18 protein-coding genes and 1 riboswitch are annotated in these 18,600 nt (G+C 60.4%); of the genes, 7 read left to right on the top strand and 11 right to left on the bottom strand.

The genetic code is table 11. The annotated features are described in order from the left end of the window. Positions 1-47 precede the first annotated feature (47 nt). The 3 genes from BOP96_RS02860 to ahcY all read right to left on the bottom strand — a co-directional run bounded on the left by BOP96_RS02860 (position 48) and on the right by ahcY (position 3,643). Positions 48-1,130: a hypothetical protein gene (locus tag BOP96_RS02860; protein WP_073451789.1), complete on the bottom strand. Its 1,083-nt coding sequence runs from the start codon at positions 1,128-1,130 to the stop codon at positions 48-50. A gap of 79 nt (positions 1,131-1,209) precedes the next feature. Then, positions 1,210-2,055 carry a methylenetetrahydrofolate reductase [NAD(P)H] gene (gene metF, locus BOP96_RS02855; protein WP_014720294.1) on the bottom strand — a complete coding sequence of 282 codons (846 nt, stop codon included), beginning with the start codon at positions 2,053-2,055 and terminating at the stop codon, positions 1,210-1,212. Positions 2,056-2,233: 178 nt separating this feature from the next. After that, the gene (gene ahcY, locus BOP96_RS02850) at positions 2,234-3,643 is read right to left on the bottom strand and encodes an adenosylhomocysteinase (protein ID WP_003194990.1); all 1,410 of its coding nucleotides are present in this window, start codon (positions 3,641-3,643) and stop codon (positions 2,234-2,236) included. A 21-nt stretch (positions 3,644-3,664) separates the two neighbouring features. Next, a riboswitch (S-adenosyl-L-homocysteine riboswitch) is annotated at positions 3,665-3,771 on the bottom strand. Between the two features lie 199 nt (positions 3,772-3,970). Between ahcY and BOP96_RS02845 the strand changes: the two genes are divergently transcribed. From BOP96_RS02845 to BOP96_RS02835, 3 genes are all read left to right on the top strand, one after another. After that, complete coding sequence (locus BOP96_RS02845) at positions 3,971-4,375, top strand: acyl-CoA thioesterase (RefSeq protein WP_003194988.1); 405 nt, start codon at positions 3,971-3,973, stop codon at positions 4,373-4,375. 100 nt (positions 4,376-4,475) lie between these two features. Further along, complete coding sequence (locus BOP96_RS02840) at positions 4,476-6,395, top strand: patatin-like phospholipase family protein (RefSeq protein WP_073451786.1); 1,920 nt, start codon at positions 4,476-4,478, stop codon at positions 6,393-6,395. Positions 6,396-6,466: 71 nt separating this feature from the next. Continuing rightward, a complete protein-coding gene (locus tag BOP96_RS02835; RefSeq protein ID WP_014720292.1) occupies positions 6,467-7,357 on the top strand; it encodes a formate/nitrite transporter family protein in 891 nt (296 codons plus the stop codon). Positions 7,358-7,376: 19 nt separating this feature from the next. Here the strand turns inward: BOP96_RS02835 and BOP96_RS02830 are convergent, their stop codons facing one another. Together BOP96_RS02830 and BOP96_RS02825 are read right to left on the bottom strand one after the other, a co-directional pair. Then, positions 7,377-8,666: a cation:dicarboxylate symporter family transporter gene (locus BOP96_RS02830; protein WP_236598433.1), complete on the bottom strand. Its 1,290-nt coding sequence runs from the start codon at positions 8,664-8,666 to the stop codon at positions 7,377-7,379. Positions 8,667-8,700: 34 nt separating this feature from the next. After that, positions 8,701-9,114: a VOC family protein gene (locus BOP96_RS02825; protein ID WP_014720290.1), complete on the bottom strand. Its 414-nt coding sequence runs from the start codon at positions 9,112-9,114 to the stop codon at positions 8,701-8,703. A gap of 92 nt (positions 9,115-9,206) precedes the next feature. Here BOP96_RS02825 and BOP96_RS02820 point away from each other — a divergent pair, with 92 nt between their 5' ends. Continuing rightward, on the top strand, positions 9,207-10,082 hold the full coding sequence (locus tag BOP96_RS02820) for a LysR substrate-binding domain-containing protein (RefSeq protein ID WP_014720289.1): 876 nt from the start codon (positions 9,207-9,209) through the stop codon (positions 10,080-10,082). Here BOP96_RS02820 and BOP96_RS02815 read toward each other — a convergent pair. Beyond that, positions 10,066-11,301: a cation:proton antiporter gene (locus tag BOP96_RS02815; protein WP_014720288.1), complete on the bottom strand. Its 1,236-nt coding sequence runs from the start codon at positions 11,299-11,301 to the stop codon at positions 10,066-10,068. The two genes, BOP96_RS02820 and BOP96_RS02815, sit on opposite strands and share 17 nt — an antisense overlap. Positions 11,302-11,404: 103 nt before the next feature. Here BOP96_RS02815 and BOP96_RS02810 point away from each other — a divergent pair, with 103 nt between their 5' ends. Beyond that, positions 11,405-12,238 carry an EamA family transporter gene (locus tag BOP96_RS02810; RefSeq protein ID WP_019817441.1) on the top strand — a complete coding sequence of 278 codons (834 nt, stop codon included), beginning with the start codon at positions 11,405-11,407 and terminating at the stop codon, positions 12,236-12,238. A gap of 29 nt (positions 12,239-12,267) precedes the next feature. Next, a complete protein-coding gene (locus BOP96_RS02805) occupies positions 12,268-12,654 on the top strand; it encodes an MAPEG family protein (RefSeq protein WP_014720286.1) in 387 nt (128 codons plus the stop codon). Between the two features lie 208 nt (positions 12,655-12,862). Here the strand turns inward: BOP96_RS02805 and mltA are convergent, their stop codons facing one another. Then, positions 12,863-14,056: a murein transglycosylase A gene (gene mltA, locus BOP96_RS02800; protein ID WP_072435394.1), complete on the bottom strand. Its 1,194-nt coding sequence runs from the start codon at positions 14,054-14,056 to the stop codon at positions 12,863-12,865. 129 nt (positions 14,057-14,185) lie between these two features. On the opposite strand from mltA, the gene BOP96_RS02795 reads away from it, so the two are divergent. Beyond that, complete coding sequence (locus tag BOP96_RS02795; protein ID WP_019817443.1) at positions 14,186-14,635, top strand: c-type cytochrome; 450 nt, start codon at positions 14,186-14,188, stop codon at positions 14,633-14,635. Between the two features lie 6 nt (positions 14,636-14,641). Here BOP96_RS02795 and BOP96_RS02790 read toward each other — a convergent pair whose 3' ends face one another. From BOP96_RS02790 to metK, 4 genes are all read right to left on the bottom strand, one after another. Then, positions 14,642-15,037, bottom strand: a complete 396-nt coding sequence (locus BOP96_RS02790) for a DUF1090 domain-containing protein (protein ID WP_014720283.1) — start codon at positions 15,035-15,037, stop codon at positions 14,642-14,644. Positions 15,038-15,075: 38 nt separating this feature from the next. Then, the gene (gene ligB, locus BOP96_RS02785) at positions 15,076-16,740 is read right to left on the bottom strand and encodes an NAD-dependent DNA ligase LigB (protein ID WP_073451784.1); all 1,665 of its coding nucleotides are present in this window, start codon (positions 16,738-16,740) and stop codon (positions 15,076-15,078) included. Between the two features lie 96 nt (positions 16,741-16,836). After that, positions 16,837-17,187: a DUF1090 family protein gene (locus tag BOP96_RS02780; protein WP_014720281.1), complete on the bottom strand. Its 351-nt coding sequence runs from the start codon at positions 17,185-17,187 to the stop codon at positions 16,837-16,839. Between the two features lie 212 nt (positions 17,188-17,399). Continuing rightward, the gene (metK, locus tag BOP96_RS02775; RefSeq protein ID WP_003194964.1) at positions 17,400-18,590 is read right to left on the bottom strand and encodes a methionine adenosyltransferase; all 1,191 of its coding nucleotides are present in this window, start codon (positions 18,588-18,590) and stop codon (positions 17,400-17,402) included. Between the last annotated feature and the right edge of the window lie 10 nt (positions 18,591-18,600).

The following is an 18,600-nucleotide window of genomic DNA, read 5'->3' as shown; positions in this document are numbered from 1 at the left end:
GCTCCCCGAAGAAAGAGAAGCTCTGGCACGCGCATTGGCGGGCGGTCTTACTTCGCGGGAGCGTTCAGCAGGTGTTCGTGGATCGCGGCGCGGCGCTCGCCCAGAATCAGGCGCACCAGGGGGTTGGCAAACCAGTGTTCCAACTGGTGTGCATCAAGCGGGCGCTTCTGGCGTTCTTCCTGGTTTTGTCGGGCCTTGTCCCACCAGACCGGACCGCAGGCCTGGTCGAACTCGTTTTCGTGTTCGTAGCAGCCGTAAAGGATTTCGCGGATGAATTGTTGCTGGTGCTTGGGCAGCAGCAGGGTGATCAGCTTGTACATCAAGCGTTGCAAACGCGGCGGGCGCGGCAGGTGCGAGGAGACCTGACGCGTATCGGCCAGGGCCTGCGCACTGGTGGGGGCGCTCGCGTGCTTGGCGATCCACGCCTTGACCTTGGCCCGGAACAGCTGTTTGCGGCTCCAGTAATGGTGGATCAGGTCCGGGCACTCGCGCACCTTTACGGTACGGTAGGCGGCGATCGACAGGCAGAACTCTTCCAGGGTGTAGGCGCCTTGGGCATGGGGGAACAGTTCATCCATCAACTCGATGGAGCGGTCGAGGATGTGCGCATCCTGTTGGGTCAGGCCCATGACGCCGGAGTTGAGGGTCATCATGTCATCGTCGGCCACGCCCATGTCCAGCAGGCGCTGACGCAGGGCGGTGTAGAGGATGCTTTCGTGGTTGTCGCCGTACTTGGTGTAAAAGGCGTTGCACAGCAGGGTGCCGGGCTCTACGCGTTCGAACAGGGCCTTGGGCGAATGATGGAAGAAGGTGTCAGTGTCGATCAGCAGCGCCACGGGGGATTCTTGCAGGACTTGGCGCAGCACCACGTGCTTGGTGCGAAAGTGATAACCGTGGGGCTCGCTCCAGCGTTTGCGGGTGGCTTCGTCCAGTGGGCGCACGCGCACCGGCAGCAAGCGATAGGGCTCGGGGTTGTCGCTGAATACCTGGATGTCGATGTTCGCATCCGGTGTGTCCTGCAGGAACGCCAGTGCGCTGGCGATGCTGAATACCGCTTCCTGATGGTAGGTGTCGGCGCCGAAGACCAGGTAAACCAGTTGCGGGCGGGACGTCGGGGGCACTGTATTCATGGACTGCGGGGTTCCGTGGGTAACGTAAAACGACAAAGGCCCTCGTCAGAACGAGGGCCTTGGTACAACCGGTCAAGCGTTAACGTGGCAGCTTGAGGTTGTTCCAGATGGCAAGGCTGGGTTCAGCCTGGTTCAGGGTATAGAAATGCAACCCTGGCGCACCACCTTGCAACAATTGCTCACACATCTCGGTGATAACCTGCTCGCCGAACGCCTGGATGCTTTTGACGTCATCGCCATAGGCTTCCAGTTGCTTGCGCACCCAGCGTGGGATCTCGGCGCCGCAGGCGTCGGAGAAGCGCGCCAACTTGCTGTAATTGGTGATCGGCATGATGCCCGGCACGATTGGGATGTTCACGCCCATCGCCCGTACTCGCTCGACAAAGTAGAAGTAGCTGTCGGCGTTGAAGAAATACTGGGTGATTGCGCTGTCGGCACCGGCATTGGCCTTGCGCACGAAATTCTGCAAATCGTCTTCGAAATTGCGCGCCTGGGGGTGCATCTCCGGGTAAGCGGCTACTTCGACATGGAAGTGATCGCCACTTTCTTCGCGGATGAAGCTCACCAGGTCGTTGGCGTAGCGCAGCTCACCGCTGGCCATGCCCATACCCGATGGCAGGTCGCCACGCAGGGCAACGATGCGCTTGATGCCGGCGGCTTTGTATTGGGTCAGCAGGCTACGCAGGTCGGCCTTGCTGTCGCCCACGCAGGACAGATGCGGAGCGGCGGGAACTTTGACTTCACTTTCCAGCTGCAACACGGTGTTGATCGTGCGATCACGGGTCGAACCGCCAGCGCCGTAGGTGCAGGAGAAGAAGTCAGGGTTGAAGCTGGCCAACTGCTTGGCAGTGGCCATCAGTTTTTCATGTCCAGCATCGGTCTTGGTCGGGAAGAACTCGAAGCTGTAGCGACGGTCTTGGGACATGGTAATACCCTTGGAAACTCGAAAGCCTGGAAGGCATACGCAATCGATGCGGGTGCCTGGCTTTCTGTGGGAGCTGGCTTGCCTGCGATAGCATCAGCTCGGTGTTACTGGAACACCGAGGCGTCTGCATCGCGGGCAAGCCCGGCTCCCACAGAAGAGCCGGCGCCAGCAAGGCCGATCAGTAGCGGTAAGCGTGCGGCTTGAACGGACCTTCAACCGTCACGCCGATGTAGTCGGCCTGGGTCTTGGTCAGTTGAGTCACGACGCCGCCGAAGCCGCGGACCATTTCCAGGGCCACTTCTTCGTCGAGTTTCTTGGGCAGTACTTCCACGGTCAGGCGCTCGGCTTTCTGGGCGGGCGACAGGTCGGCGTACTTCTGTTCGAACAGGAAGATCTGCGCCAGCACCTGGTTGGCGAACGAGCCATCCATGATGCGGCTTGGGTGACCAGTGGCGTTGCCCAGGTTCACCAGGCGGCCTTCGGCCAGCAGGATCAGGTAGTCGTCGTTCTGTGGGTCGAAATCACCAGCGCCGGTACGGTGAACCTTGTGTACCTGCGGCTTCACTTCTTCCCATGCCCAGTTCTTGCGCATGAAAGCTGTGTCGATTTCATTGTCGAAGTGACCGATGTTGCAGACAACGGCGCGCTTCTTCAGGGCCTTGAGCATGTTCGCATCGCACACATTCACGTTACCGGTGGTGGTGACGATCAGGTCGATCTTGCCCAGCAGGGCTGCGTCGATGCAGGCGGAGGTGCCGTCGTTCTGGCCGTTGATGAACGGCGAAACCACTTCGAAACCGTCCATGCAGGCTTGCATGGCGCAGATCGGGTCAACTTCGGAGACCTTGACGATCATGCCTTCCTGACGCAGGGACTGGGACGAACCCTTGCCCACGTCACCGTAGCCGATCACCAGGGCTTGCTTGCCCGACAGCAGGTGGTCGGTGCCGCGCTTGATCGCATCGTTCAGGCTGTGACGGCAGCCGTACTTGTTGTCGTTCTTGCTCTTGGTCACCGAGTCGTTGACGTTGATGGCCGGGATTTTCAGCTCGCCCTTGGCCAGCATGTCCAGCAGGCGGTGTACGCCGGTGGTGGTCTCTTCGGTCACGCCGTGGACGCGGTCGAGGATCTGCGGGTATTTCTTGTGCAGCAACTCGGTGAGGTCGCCGCCGTCGTCCAGGATCATGTTGGCATCCCAAGGCGCGCCATCTTTGAGGATGGTTTGCTCCAGGCACCACTCGTACTCTTCTTCAGTCTCGCCTTTCCAGGCGAATACCGGGATACCGGCAGCAGCGATAGCGGCAGCGGCCTGGTCCTGAGTCGAGAAGATGTTGCACGACGACCAACGCACTTCGGCACCCAGGGCAACCAGGGTTTCGATCAGCACGGCAGTCTGGATGGTCATGTGGATGCAGCCGAGAATCTTGGCGCCCTTGAGCGGCTGCTCAGCGGCGTACTTGCGACGCAGGCCCATCAGGGCCGGCATTTCGGATTCGGCGATAAAGGTTTCGCGACGGCCCCAGGCAGCGAGGGACATATCGGCGACTTTGTAGTCATTGAAATCAGCAGGCGTCATTACAGCGCTCATAGAGAGCCTCCATTCGTAGTGTGCGAATGGGCGCCGTTGTGCGTTTAGTATCAGGCCAAGGCAACCAGGCCGGACAACGCCCCATCCGAGCCTGACAGGTTTAACCTGCTGCAGCGCCCCTCGGACAGGTGGCGGGAGAACGGTATCAATCGAAGATGACCGTTTTGAAACGGAGGCGATTATAGCCGTGTATGTGGCACTTCCCAAGCCTTTCTGTCGGTGGCAATGAAGATCGCGCATGGGGTTGATAGGCAATGGCTCATAGAGCTTGGGCCTGGGCTCTGCCATGATGTTGCCCATCATTTCGCAAGACGCTTTGGAGTGACCATGAACTTCCACACCCGCAAATGGGTAAAACCCGAAGACCTCAACCCCAACGGCACTCTGTTCGGCGGTAGCTTGCTGCGCTGGATCGACGAAGAAGCGGCCATCTACGCGATTGTCCAGCTCGGCAACCAGCGCGTGGTCACCAAGTACATCTCGGAAATCAACTTTGTCAGCGCTTCACGCCAGGGCGACATCATCGAACTGGGCATCACTGCCACCGAGTTCGGCCGCACCTCCATCACCCTGACCTGTGAAGTGCGCAACAAGATCACGCGCAAAAGCATCCTGACCGTGGAAAAAATGGTCTTCGTCAACCTGGGCGAAGACGGTTTGCCGGCGCCCCACGGCCGTACCGAAATCAAGTACGTGAAGGACCAGTTCAAGGACGACAGTCTTCCCGAGTAACAACCCCGCGGCCTGATTTGCTTTACCAAATCATTCCGCGTGGATCTATCTGAGGCTCTCTCATCACTCAGGCCTACATCCTGTAGAGAGAGCCTTGTGTATGAAAGTCTCCAGTTCTGTTGTAGAGAATCACCCCCCATCGCCGCAAATCAGCGACCAGGGCGCCAAGGTGCCCTTGGTCAAAGGTGTGGGCGAGCGCAACCTGAGTATTTATCGTCACAGCGATGGGCGTGTGGAGGTGGTGGTGTCACCGCCGCCGCCCGCTCACCTGGTGCTCAGTGGTGGTGGCGCCAAGGGCATCGCCTTTCCAGGCATGGTGCAAGCGCTTGAAGAGGCCGACAAACTCAAAGGCGTAAAAGTGGTTTCCGGCTCATCTGCCGGTGCGATTTGCGCAGCACTGCTCGCCAGCGGCATGGATGCCAAGGCCTTTACGCAACTGTCGAATAACCTAGACCTGCCCCGCTTGCTCAACAGCAAAGACCCGGTCACGGCTTGGTTGCAGGAAGCCAGTTCCGAGCTCGGCAAGCTCGTCAGAAGTCTGCCCGGGCCGGTTGGAAATATCTCTCAACTGCTGCTGACGTTGCTGCCGCGCCTACAAACCGAGGGGCAGCCGCTGGAGGACTTGATCCGCAACGAATCGCGTCAATCGATTCTCGCCCATATCGCCGGTATGCCCCCAGCCAACCGCCCCCCGGAAGTTGCAGCAATTGCCGAACGGCTCAGCGCTGGTGGTGGGGCGACTTTTCGCGACTTGGAAGTGTTGAGCCGGCATATTCCGGCGATCAAGCAACTGAACATCACCGGCACGGGCATGTTCGATGGCCGCCCGCAGTTGGTGGTGTTCAATGCCAACCTGACACCGGATATGGATATCGGCCGCGCCGCGCTTATTTCGGGCGCCCTGCCTGGGCTGTTCAAGAGCCCCACCGAGCAGGGTCACGGGTTCCAGGCGGCGTCGCAGGTCACGGCGTTTCAGGACGGCGGGTTGCTGCTCAATACCCCTGCGCCAGGTGTCATCGAGCGCTCGTTCCCGGAAAGCCCCCTGGGCAAGGACGAAGCGCTGATCGTCAAGTTCGAGTCTGACAAGGCATCAACGCCGCCCAGGAGCGGTGGTTTTTTCAGCTTTCTGGCCGACACGTTCACCGGCACGCCACACACCGCCGCTGAAAGCTACCAGAATGACCGGCTCCAGGCGTTCTCGGAACAAACGGTCACGTTGCCGCTGAACTCGGACAAAGGCGACTTTCGCGGCCTGCTCGGTGGTACCGTCAACTTCACCATGACCCCCGAGCAGAAACAGCATTTGCAGGCCCAGGCTCGCCAGACGGTGTCAGGGCATCTGCAACAGCGTGAGCTGGAGCGTGAGCGTCATGAGTTCCCCTCGCTGAACGATGCCGTGATGGCGATGGATGATCAAATGCTCGCCAGCGTGCAAGTTCACCTGCAAAACGATGCGGCCGGCGCCGAGGCGTTGCGCTTTCGCAAAGACGCGCAGCAAGCGTTACAGGCGTTGGACACTGCGATTGCCGAGGCGAATCAAACCAGCACGTCGCTGGTGATCACGCCGAAATTAGCCTCGGCGCTGCGCAATCTGGATGCGCTCGCCCGTAGACCCGAGGATATCGAGTGGCTGGGCAAGCGCCTGAATGCGCCAGGCCAGCGTAATTTCCAGCAACTGCTGCAGGTGGGCACCAAGCAGGCGTCGAACAATGGCTCAGGCCTGTCCAAAGTGTTGACCAGCGCCGTCGCGGAAATGCAAAAACGCGATATCGGCGTGAAGGCAGAGAATTTTATCCGCGAAGTCATTTACCCCTCGCTATACCGTCCTGGCCAACCGGCTGCCAACGTTGAGTTATTGCAACGTGCGGTGCGGGATTTGGGCGAGGCGACGACGCCAGCGGAGTTCAACCGTGTGCTTGATGGCATCGTCAAACATTACCGGGCGCGCAATAAACCCTGGAGTAAACCCTTCAGCTCTACCACCGTGGAGCAGGCCAAGGCCTGGCGTATTCCGGTTTAGTTGCGGTGCCACTGAACAGCCATCGTCGCGGCGTGTCGTAGCTACAGGCACCCCTTGGACTCAGGTACATCATGGCCACTCAAGCAGACGGCAAGACCCCCAACCTGTCGCAGGAAGAGCAGCAAAACGTTGACGAGAACCAGCCGCCTCGCGCGGCTGTATTACACGAAATTATCCGCACCCAGGGCGATCAGGAGCTAGAGCGCAGTGTGGCAGCGTTGTGGTGGTCGGCGCTGGCCGCTGGCCTGACCATGGGCTTGTCGCTAATGGGCATGGGCCTGCTCAATTCACGCCTGCCGGACGGTGATGAATTCAAGGTCATTGCCAGCTTTGGCTATTGCGCAGGCTTTCTCGCGGTGATTCTTGCTCGTCAGCAGTTGTTTACCGAAAACACCCTGACCGCCGTGCTGCCGGTGATGAGCAAACCGACTCTGGCCAACGCCGGGCGCTTGTTACGGCTGTGGACGGTGGTGCTGGTGGGCAACCTGTGCGGCACCTTGCTGGTGGCCTACGTGATGCTGCACCTGCCGATCTTCGATACCAAGACCGACCTGGCCTTCCTCGAGATCGGGCGCAAGGTCATGGAGAACGACCCCGCGCAGATGTTCGCCAAGGGCATCGTCTCCGGTTGGATGATCGCCACCATGGTCTGGATGATTCCGTCGATGGAGAGTGCCAAGCTGTGGATTATCATCCTGATCACCTACTTCATGGCACTGGGCGACTTCACCCATATCGTCGTCGGTTCAGCGGAAGTGTCCTACCTGGTGTTTGCCGGCGAGTTGCCGTGGAAGGATTTCTGGCTGGTCTTCGCCGGGCCGACTCTGGCCGGCAACATCATCGGCGGTAGCTTCATCTTTGCGTTGATCAGCCATGCGCAGGTTCGCAGCGAGGCGTCCATGCCTGCTGTTGCTCAATCTCACACACAGGCGAAGCCCCGTCAGGATAAGGGCAAAGTCTGACATTACCCTGGCTGACGCGTCAGGCCTTGAAGGGCACGCTGGGAGGTTCGCAGGCCAGCGTGCTGTCGGGTGCCTTGAGCTGACCTTCCCAGCGAGCAATTACCAGCGGGGCCAATGCGTTGCCCAGTACATTCAGGGCTGTGACGGGCATATCCATCAGCCGATAGATGCCCGCGATGATCGCCACACCCTCAACGGGAAGCCCGGCCGCGGTCAACGTCGCGGTCAGGATGATAAACATGAAGCCTGGTACGCCCGCCGCGCCCTTTGATGTCAGCACCATGATCAAGACCAGCATGCCTTGATCCGCCAGGCTCAAGTCGATGCCATACGCTTGGGCGATGAACAGCGTGCCGAGTGCGGCAAACAGCGATGCACCATCCAGATTGAACGAGTACCCCAGTGGGATCACCATGCTGGTAATGGGCCGTGGCGCGCCATAGCGCTCCATCTTCTCGATCAGTTGAGGCATGACCGTCGCCGAGGCGGCACTGCTGAAGGCCAGCAGCAGTTCACTGCGTATTTCCCGCACCAGGTGAAAAAAGCCGACGCCGGCCAAGCGTGCCACTGCACCCAATACACACAGGGCAAATAAGAGCACCGCGACATAGGTCGTGCCGATCAGTTTGGCCAGCGGCAACAACGCACTGAGGCCAAAGCTGGCGACGGTGACCGCGATCAGGCCGAAAATACCTATCGGCGAGTAATGCATGACCAAGTGGGTGACTTTGAACATGGTGTCGGAGACGCCTTGCATCACATTGATCAAGGGCGCTTTGCGCTCCTCGGGCAACAACGATAAGGCACAACCGAACAGGATCGCGAAGAACAGCACCGACAGCAGTTTGCCCTGTGACATGGCCAGGACGATGTTATCCGGCACGATCGCCAGCAGTACCTGGCCCAGGTTCTGTGGGGTGCCACTGGAGGCCAGTCCCGTCGCCGGTGCCTGCAGCGTGCTGCCGAATTCGGCGCCCGAGCCGGGCTGCACCACATTGCCAACCAACAGCCCGAAGACGATGGCAATGCTGGTGATGGTGAAGAAGTACACGAAGGTCTTCAGGCCGACGCGACCCAGGGCAGACGGGTTGCCCATGCCGGCGATGCCGACGGTCATGCAGGCAAATACCAGGGGAACGACGATCATCTTCATCAGCTTGATAAACAGGTCGCCAGCCGGTTGCAGCAGATTGTCGATGAACCAGGTTTTTTGCTCGGGGAATTGATTGAGCAGGAGGCCGACGATTATCCCGGCAGCCAGGCCGATCATGATGCGAGTGATAAGACTGGTGGGTTTTCTAGTGGTCATGGGGGTGTCCCTTATTGTTGTGATTGTCAGGGATTTACGGGGCGAACAACCCTTCGAAGTGCTTGAACCCTTTCACTTCGATGGGGTTACCGCTGGGGTCGAGAAAAAACATCGTGCGCTGCTCGCCAGGTTCGCCGGCAAAGCGGGTCACGGGTGGAATCTCGAAGCGCGTGCCCAGGCGGGTGAGGCGCTCGGCAAGCGTCAGCCACTCATCAAGTGGCAGCACCACCCCCAGGTGCGGCATCAGTACCTGGTGCTCACCGACCAGGCCGGTGCGTGTGGTTGGGAAGGGCGTACCGAGGTGCAGTGAAAGTTGATTGCCGAAAAAGTCGAAGTCGATCCAGGTCTCGCTGCACCGGCCCTCGGTGCAACCCAAAACATCTCGATAAAAAATGCGCGCCTCGTCTAAGTCATAAACATGGTATGCAGCGTGAAAGGGTCTGTTCATGGCTGGTTCTCCAGATGGGGAACTGTCAGGTTAAACAGGCGATGCCGCCAGGGTAAAACGGGTTTGCCTTGGTCTGAGCGAAAGGAAAACTTATGGATGTTCGATTCCTGAGGAGCCTGGTCGCTGTCATTGAAACCGGGTCGATAGCCGCCGCTGCGCGCCGTGAAAATCGTAGTGCCGCGGCGATCAGCCTGCGGGTCAAGGCGCTTGAGCGCACGCTGGGTTGTACGCTGCTCATGCGCACGGCACATGCCGCTTGGCCTTCGGATCAATGCTTGCTGCTCTTGCCCAGAATCCAGGCAGTTATTGAACAGGCGCGCCAGCTGCAGGAGCATCTGAGCCAGGACGAGTTATCGGGGGAAATTAAAATCGGGGCCATTTCCACGGCGCTGACCGGCGTCTTGCCGGGGGTGATCGAGCGTCTGACAATGTCAGCACCCAAGCTGAGGCTGAAGATCACACCCGGCGACTCCAGAAGCCTTTATGAGAAGTTACTCAACCAGGAGTTGGATGCGGCGATACTGGTACGGCCGCCGTTTCAACCGCCCAAAGCCTTGTCGATGGCCTTGCTGCGTGCCGAACCCTTGATTCTGGTTGCGCCCGCCCAGTGGGGGGCGCAGGCGCTGGCTGCCTTGTTACGTGAACGCCCATTCATCCGCTATGACGCACGCTCCTGGGGCGGTCAGATTGCCCAGCGCTTTCTGGATGAACAGTCCTTCGACCCAGAGGTGCTATGTGAGCTGGATGCGCTGGAAACTATCCTGATGCTGGTCGCCCAAGGGATGGGGGTTTCGCTGGTGCCGCAGTGGGCGGGCATGCCCTCCAACGGCATCAGTGTGTTACCGGCCGGCAACCCGCAGTGCTATGCGCGCGAGCTGGTAGTCATGTACGGCTCGACACCGCGCCGTCCACTGGCGATGCGGCACCTACTTGAAGTGTTGCGCGGCGCGGTTACTGCGGCCCAGTAACGCGGCTGACAACGCGACCGATCGTCAACCCCTGCAACAGGATCGAAGACAGCACCACGATATAGGTGATGCTCAGCAACAAGTCACGCTCAGGGCCCAGGGGCAGGGCCAGGGCCAATGCCACCGAGACGCCGCCGCGCAGGCCGCCCCAGGTGAGGATGCGGATAGTGCCGCGTGGTACCGAGCGCCAACGGCGCAGCAACAGGATCGCCGGGGCCACGGTCAGCAGGCGCGAGAGCAGGATCGCCACCGCCAGCAGGCTGGCCGCGAACACGTGCAGCCAGTTGAATGGCAATAGCAGCAGCTCCATGCCGATCAGCGCAAACAGCAGCGCGTTGAGCATGTCATCGAGCAATTCCCAGAAACCATCCAGGTAGCGACGCGTCATGTCGTTCATCGCCAGCTTGCGTCCCAGGTTACCGATGATCAGCCCCGCGACCACCATCGCAATCGGTGCGGACACATGCAGCTCCGAAGCCATGGCCGAGCCGCCGATCACCAGGGCGAGGGTCAGCATGACTTCGATCTGGTGCTGTTCGATGCTCTTGATCATCAGGTACACGAGGTAGCCGATCAGCCCGCCAAACAGCACGCCGCCAATGGCTTCGTGGGCAAACAGCATGGCCGTGGCGCCCACGGTGGGTGTTTCACCCAACTGCGCGATGCCCAGCAGCACGGTAAACACCACCACGGCGGTGCCGTCATTGAACAGCGACTCGCCGACGATGGTGGTTTTCAGCGGTTTGGAGGCATTGGCGGTCCGCAGCACGCCGAGCACCGCAATGGGGTCGGTGGGGGAAATCAGCGCGCCGAACAGCAAGCAGTAAAGGAAGCTCACGTGCCAGCCAAACAGGGCGAAGATGTAGTACGCCAGACTGCCGATCACCACGGTGGCGATCAACACGCCAAAGGTTGCCAGCAGGCCGATGGGCCAGCGGTAGCTGCGCAAGTCGTTCAAGTTGACGTGCAAGGCGCCGGCGAACAGCAGGAACGACAGCATCCAGTTCATCAGCAAATCGCCGAAGTCGATCTGGCCGATCAGCTGTTGGACGCGTTCCTCTAAGCCTGGGTAGCCGAGCACGCTCAGGCCTTGCAGGATCAGCGAGAACAGCAGTGCGGTGACCATCACGCCGATGGTGGGCGGCAGGCCGATAAAACGGAAGTTCACATAAGTGAGCAGGGTGGTGAGGCAGATGAAAGCGGCGACAAGTTCAAGCATCCGGGGTCCTTGGAGCAGGGAAATATAGGCGCACGGGGTGCGTCGAATCGGGGTTTAGTATAAACAGGTGCTGTTACATGACGTATCAATTAAGGAGGTTCTGGTGGTAGCGACAGCCCTGGTGCTGGTAGCGGCGCTGTTGCATGCGACGTGGAACACCTTGATCAAGTTCAGTGGCGAGCGCCTTTTAGTCATCGCTTGCATGGACAGTGTGGCGCTGCTGTTCGTGGTATTGGCGGTGGGGTTCGTGTCTTTGCCGCCGCTGGAACTCTGGCCGTGGCTCGTTGCCTCGGCGCTGTTTGAATTGCTCTATCGCTATTTGTTGATCCAGGCCTATCGGGTGGGTGACTTGGGCCTGGTATATCCGTTGATGCGCGGTTTGTCGCCGCTGGTGGTGCTGGTGCTGACCCTGGTGTTTGCCGGCGAAGTGCTGAGTAACCAGCAAATCCTGGGGATTCTGCTGATCCCGTTCGGTATGGTGTGCCTGTTGTGGCAGGGCGGCGGCGGTGACCGGTTGCCCTGGTCGATGCTACCCGTGGTGTTGCTGATCGGCCTGTGCATTGGCTGTTACACCTTTTTGGACGGGCAGGCGTTGCGGCGCTGGTCGCACCCGCTGGATTACCTGGTGTGGTTGACGCTGATCAGCGCCTGGCCGTTTCCGCTGCTGGCGCTGGTGCGCAAGCGTGCAGCCTTCAGCCTGTTCTGGCGCACCCAGTGGCGGTTGGGGTTGAGCGTGGGGTTATGCGTGTTGTTGAGCTACGCTTTGGTACTTTGGGCCATGCAGTTGGGCTCGATTGCCGAAGCCGCCGCGCTGCGCGAAGTCAGTGTGATTCTGGTGGTGCTGTTCGGTATGCGTTACTTGAAAGAACCTTTTGGCCGTCCACGGCTCATAGCCTGTGGGTTGGTGTTGATTGGCATGTTGGTGATGAAACTCTAACCGTCGGATAAAACTAAAAGGAATCGGTGATGACAGTCGCTTTATGGTGTGTATTGATCGCAATCTTTCTGCCGTACATCTGCACCGGTGTGGCCAAGTTCAGTACAGGCAAGTTCGGGCCACGGGATAACCACGACCCGCGTGCCTTCCTCGAGAGCCTGGAAGGCGTCGCCAAGCGTGCTCATAGCGCGCAACTCAACAGTTTCGAAGTGACCCCGGCGTTTGCCGCCGCAGTCATCATTGCGCACCTGGCCGGCAACGCCGAACTGGTGACGATCAACGTGCTGGCAGTGCTGTTTATCACCAGCCGCCTGCTGTACATCATTTGCTACCTGGCGGACTGGGCGATCTTGCGTTCGCTGGTGTGGGCCGTGGGTATGGCGTTGATTGCGAGTTTCTTCTTCGTCTCGATCTGAGGGATGACGCCGTCGCTATGCGGGAGGGAGCAAGCCCTGCTGTTGATCAATTAAATGTGGGAGCTGGCTTGCCTGCGAAAGCGGTCGTGCCGTAACAGATGCACTGACTGACACACCGCCTTCGCGGGCAAGCCCGCTCCCACAGGGGATTTGCGATAACTGGCTGGGATCAGGGCAAGCCCCCACCCACATTGACTATCAGAGGTTGTCAGGTGCCGGCAGGCGCATCCGGCACCTGTGGCAACGCCGCGCCTTTGGGCCACAGCATCCAGATCTGCCCTTGCTGTTTCATGTTTCCCGCCAACTCGCCTGCGGCATTGCCTGTGCCCCAGAACAGATCTGCGCGCACTTCGCCGGTGATTGCGCCGCCGGTGTCCTGCGCGGCGACCGGGCGTGCCAGTGGCGTGCCGTCCGGCTTGGTGGTCGACAACCACAACAGGCTGCCCAGCGGAATCACCTTGCGATCCACCGCCACGCTGTAGCCGGCGGTCAATGGCACGTTCAGCGAACCGCGCGGGCCTTCGTTACTGTCGGGGCGGGCGCTGAAGAATACGTAGCTGGGGTTGCTCGCCAACAGTTCTGGAATGCGCTGCGGGTGGGCCTTGGCCCAGGCGCTGATGGCGGCCATGGTCACGTCTTCTTTTTTCAGTTCGCCTTGTTCCACCAGCCAACGGCCTATGGGGCGGTACGGGTAGCCGTTCTGGTCGCCGTAACCCACACGCAGTTGGCGCCCACCGGCCAGTTGAATACGCCCCGAGCCCTGGATCTGCAGAAATTGCAGGTCCATCGGGTCGGTCAGCCAGGCGATCGGCTTGGCGGTGGAGCCTTGGCTGTTGAGGGTGCTGGCGTCGTCATACGGCTTGAGCACACGACCTTCCAGGCGCCCGCGCAGGCGCTTGCCCTTGAGTTCCGGGTAGATGCTGTCGAGGTTGACGATGATCAGGTCGTCCGGCACGCCGTATACCGGCACGTGGGCGGTGGCGGTCTTGGTCAGGCTGCCGGGGTAGACCGGCTCGTAATAACCTGTGATCAAGCCGTTTGGCGTGTTGTCCGCCGAACGCAGGCCGAAGACATCCAGGTGTTCCTTGAGAAAGCCACGAACCGCCACGGCATCGCCCGGAACGCTGGTCGCTGTCGCGCAGGTCGGGCCCCAGATCGGGTCGGCCTTGAGGCGCTGGCAGGCGCTGCGCCAGGATTCGAAGCCGGCGAGCAAGTCGCTGTCGGAAACGCTCGGCAAGGCTTCCCACGGTGCGCTCACGTAGGTGGCAACGGCGTGAGGTTTGGTGGGTTCCTGGGCAGCTTCTTTGCCGGCGTCTTTACCGGCATCGCAGCCGGCCAGTAGCGCGAACATTGGCAGAGCCCACGCCAGGCGCCGGCCCCAGGGTTTGAAGGTGACATTCATGCAAGCAATTCCTGAAACGATTGCCCGTGCTTCACTGCATTCGGGCAACCCTTATTATTAATAGGGCTATTGGTCTTTGCGGGCGGTGCGAGGATACTGGCCGCCGTTTCCCGTGACCTTGAAGCCATGATGATGTTAAAAAAATTGACCGTTGTATTGCTGGCCTGCCTGGCAGTGTCTGCCTGTGGCGGTGTTGATCCCAATTCCCCCCTGGGCCAGCGCAAGGCGATCTTCAAGCAGATGCTCAAGACTGGTGAAGACCTGGGCGGGATGCTGCGCGGGCGTATCCCATTTGACGGCGCCAAGTTCGCCGAGGGTGCGGTCAAACTGGATGCGTTGTCCCATGAGCCGTGGAAGCATTTCCCGAGCGTGCGCGAAGAAGACCACACCAGTGCCAAAGATGATGTGTGGCAAAAACAGGCGCAGTTCCAACAATTGGCCCGCGATCTTGAGGCGGCCACCGGTGAATTGGTGATCGCCAGCCAAGTGCAGCCCTACAAGGCCAGCAGCCTGCAACCTGCGGTGCAAAAAGTTGAAGATGCCTGCAGCGCCTGCCATAAACAGTTCCGCGATCATTGACCGGTTTTACTGGTCAAGTTCTTCCACCGCGTCTTGCAGCTCTTTGCGCGAGTCGGCCAGCTTCTCCTTACGTTTGTTGATCTTGTCCGGGTCGCCTTTTTTCATAGCCTTGTCGAGGTCGGCCTGACGGCGGCTGACTTCGTGCTTGGCGTCGAGCACCTTGTTTTCACGTTCTTTCTTCAAGCCGGCATCGGTGCAGTGGGTAGTGACTTCGTCCAAGGCTTTTTCCAAACCGGCCTGCTGGGCGCGGTTACCGTGGGCCTTGGCCTGTTCGATCTGGCTGCTGATGGCCTGGCGCTTGGCGGCGCAGCCGGTGAGGGGTTGTACGTCTTCGGCGGCCAACAGCGGCGTGGCCATGAAGCTTGCGACGGTCAGCAAGGCAAAGGGGGCGAGAAATTTCATATAAAGCTCCAAGTTCGCAATCAGGTGGCCGGGGGTGTTCAAAACCCATCTATCCCGGCTACGCGTAATGTTTCAGCCAAGGCTTGTACCTGCGGGTCGCGAAAAAAAGCGCTGAGTTGCGCCGCGCGTCCCGGGCCGATGCCGTCTGAGGCCAGCCAGGCTTGGGGGTCTTTGGCGACCAGCGTCTGCCAGTTACCTTCCAGGTTGTTGCGCGCCGCTGGCGGTATGCCCAAGGCGCGAAGCCATTGTAAAAAAGGGCGTTGCCGGGCGCTTTGAATACTGTCGAGCACCCGCGCACGGGTCCGCTCGCCTAAGCCCTCAATGGTAGCAAGCTCGGCCGCATCCAGGGTCAACCAATCGAGAAAGCCTGCGATTAGACCGGCCTGAATCAATACGTTCCAGGTTTCACGGCCCATATGGGGTAAGGCCAGGCCGTGTTTGCCGCTCAGCCAGGTGAGGCGGGCGAGCAACTGATCTTCGCAGCCGGGGTCCAGTTGCCAGCAGCTCAAAGCGTGGAAGTCTTGAGGGTCGGGTACCTGCAGGTCCACGCGCGTCTCGTTGCGCAGGATCACCTCGTCCAGTCGCGGTATCACTTGGCCCGCCAGGCTGATCGACACATGATCGCCGGGGCGGATATCCAGGGCTTGCCAGCGTTTCAGGGAGCTGGCACTGACCCGGCTGATCTGCCGATCATCCAGCCGCACGGGTTCCAGTTCGAGGATTGGAGTAATGCGCCCGGTGCGCCCCACCCTGAAGTGGACATTGCGTACCAGGGCCAGGGCCTTGATGGCAGGGTACTTCCAGGCAACCGACCAATACGGCGCACTGGCTTGCCAGCGCTCGGCGGGCGCTCGCGCAGCCTGGTGCAGCACCACGCCATCGCTGGCGAAAGGCAATGCCGCGTTGTACCAGTGCGTGCGCCAATGCGCAGCTTCGCTAATGGAAGCGACGGGTTGGCTGTACTGCTGGCTGTCGCTAAACCCCCAGCGCGCCAGGGTGGCCAGGCGTTCGGTGAAGTCCTTCGGGCCGTCGGGCCATGCCCAGACGAACAGGCCGATCCCTGCCGCCTCGGCGTTGCTCAATTGGCGACGGCTCATCAGGCCAGCCACTTTACTGCGTGCATTGAGCCCGCCCTTGAGCGCTTGCACATGGTGATTGAGGCGCCAATAGAGTTCGCCTTGCAGCACCACGTCAACGGCGTCGGGCAACTGTTGGACAATGCCGGGGATCTTGGCGGCGGAGGCTGACCAGTCGTGCCCCAGCAGGCCGTCGCCCCGACTGATGAGCTGGTGCAAGCGGCCTTGGCGATACACCAGGGTCACCGCGACGCCATCGACCTTGGGTTGGACCCATACATCCTGGCGTGTGCTAAGCCAGCCACTGACGGCAGGCTCGCCCGGCAGCTTTTGCAGGCCGGTGTGCGCGACCGGGTGACGTAGGGTGCCGCGCGCACTGGCTAGCGGGTTATCAGCCTTGGGGGGCTGCTGGCGGGCGCATTCTTGCCAATGCGCGAGGCGCTTGCGGGCCTGGTCGTAGAGTTCATCGCTGATCAGGGATTGGCCCTGCCGATGGTAGCTGTCGTCCCACTGCTGGATTTGCCTGGACAGGGTTTCCAACTGCAAGTGAACGTTATCCGGACAGGCTTCGGCCCAGGCCCAGGCTGGCAGGGCGCTTATGAGAGCAGCCAGTAATACGTGCATCATGAGCATCCTTGCTCGAAAGGGGACGCCCAGCCTAAGTGATCCACGCGCCCACAAAAAAGCCCCGACCGAGCGGGGCTTTTTACCGGGTATTTCTGTTTACTTGAACAGGCCGCCCAAGGCCTTCACAGCGTCGTTGTTTTCAGCCTTGGCCTGCTGTTTTTGCTGCTTGGCGTCGACTTTTGCCTGGCTGTCGGCGAGTTTGTTGCAAGCTTTGTTGACCTGCTCCAGCGCAGCCTCATATGCCCGCACTTTCAACAGATCGTTCTTGGCATTGGCCGCGTCGATCTTGGCTTGCAGGTCTTTGGGTTGCTGCTGGCAGTCGCCGGCGTTGCCGCCCCCGAGCTGGGCACTCAGGGCGCCGCTCAGCGCGTTCAGGTCAGCGGCCTGGGCCGACAGGGTGAACAGGCTGAGCAGAAGGGCGGCAGGGGCGAGCGTGGAAATGCGCATGAAAACCTCAATGTTCGATCGCCTGCGCGCTTATCCATCCCGGGCGGGCGCAGTGCAATATCCAAATAAGGTGAAGGGCCCGAGAGGGCGCGGATTCTAGTGGGCCATCATTTTGCCCGCAAGCCTTGGATCCAAAAAAGCCCGAAGAGGCCCTGCAGGCAACAAAAAGCCCCGCCAGGCAGACCTGGCGGGGCTCTATTTACCGCGAACGATTACAGGCCGGCGGCGGTACGCAGGTCGTTGGCGCGGTCGGTTTTTTCCCAGGTGAAGGTACTGAAGGTGTCATCACCCACAGTCTTCTGCGCCGGGGTGCGGCCGAAGTGGCCGTAGGCTGCGGTTTCCTGGTACATCGGGTGCAGCAGGTCGAGCATGGTGGTGATCGCGTAAGGGCGCAGGTCGAAGATCTCACGCACCAGCTTGACGATCTTGTCATCGCTGATCTTGCCGGTGCCGAAGGTGTTCAGCGAGATCGAAGTAGGCTGGGCGACGCCAATGGCGTAGGAAACCTGGATTTCGCAGCGCTCGGCCAGGCCGGCAGCCACGATGTTCTTGGCCACATAACGACCGGCGTAAGCGGCAGAGCGGTCAACCTTGGACGGGTCCTTGCCGGAGAATGCACCACCGCCGTGACGGGCCATGCCGCCGTAGCTGTCGACGATGATCTTGCGGCCGGTCAGGCCGCAGTCGCCCACGGGGCCACCGATGATGAACTGGCCGGTCGGGTTGATGTGGAACTGGGTATCCTTGGTCAGCAGCTCGGCAGGCAGTACGTGCTTGACGATCAGTTCCATCACGCCTTCACGCAGGTCGGCGTAGGACACATCCGGGTTGTGCTGGGTCGACAGTACGACGGCGTCGATGCCCACCACTTTGCCGCCTTCGTAGCGGCAGGTCACTTGGGACTTGGCGTCAGGGCGCAGCCATGGCAGTACGCCGGATTTACGCGCCTCGGCCTGACGTTGTACCAGCTGGTGCGAGAAGGTGATCGGCGCGGGCATCAGTACGTCGGTTTCGTTGCTGGCGTAGCCGAACATCAGGCCCTGGTCGCCGGCGCCCTGGTCTTCAGGTTTGGCCCGGTCAACGCCCTGGTTGATGTCTGGGGACTGCTTGCCGATGATGTTCATCACGCCGCAGGTTGCGCCGTCAAAGCCGACGTCGGAGCTGTTGTAGCCAATGTCGGTGATCACGTCACGCACGATCTGCTCCAGGTCGACCCAGGCAGTGGTGGTAACTTCGCCGGCGATGATCGCCACGCCCGTTTTCACCAGCGTCTCGCACGCCACACGGGCGAACTTGTCTTCAGCGATGATAGCGTCCAGCACCGCATCAGAAATCTGGTCGGCGATTTTGTCCGGATGCCCTTCAGACACGGACTCGGAGGTGAAAAGGGAGTATTCGCTCATCTCGATGTTT

Source organism: Pseudomonas sp. FSL W5-0203 (assembly GCF_001896155.1).
GTDB lineage: Bacteria > Pseudomonadota > Gammaproteobacteria > Pseudomonadales > Pseudomonadaceae > Aquipseudomonas > Aquipseudomonas paracarnis.
Note: the sequence above shows the minus strand (reverse complement) of the source record. Positions and strands in the feature narration are given on the sequence as shown.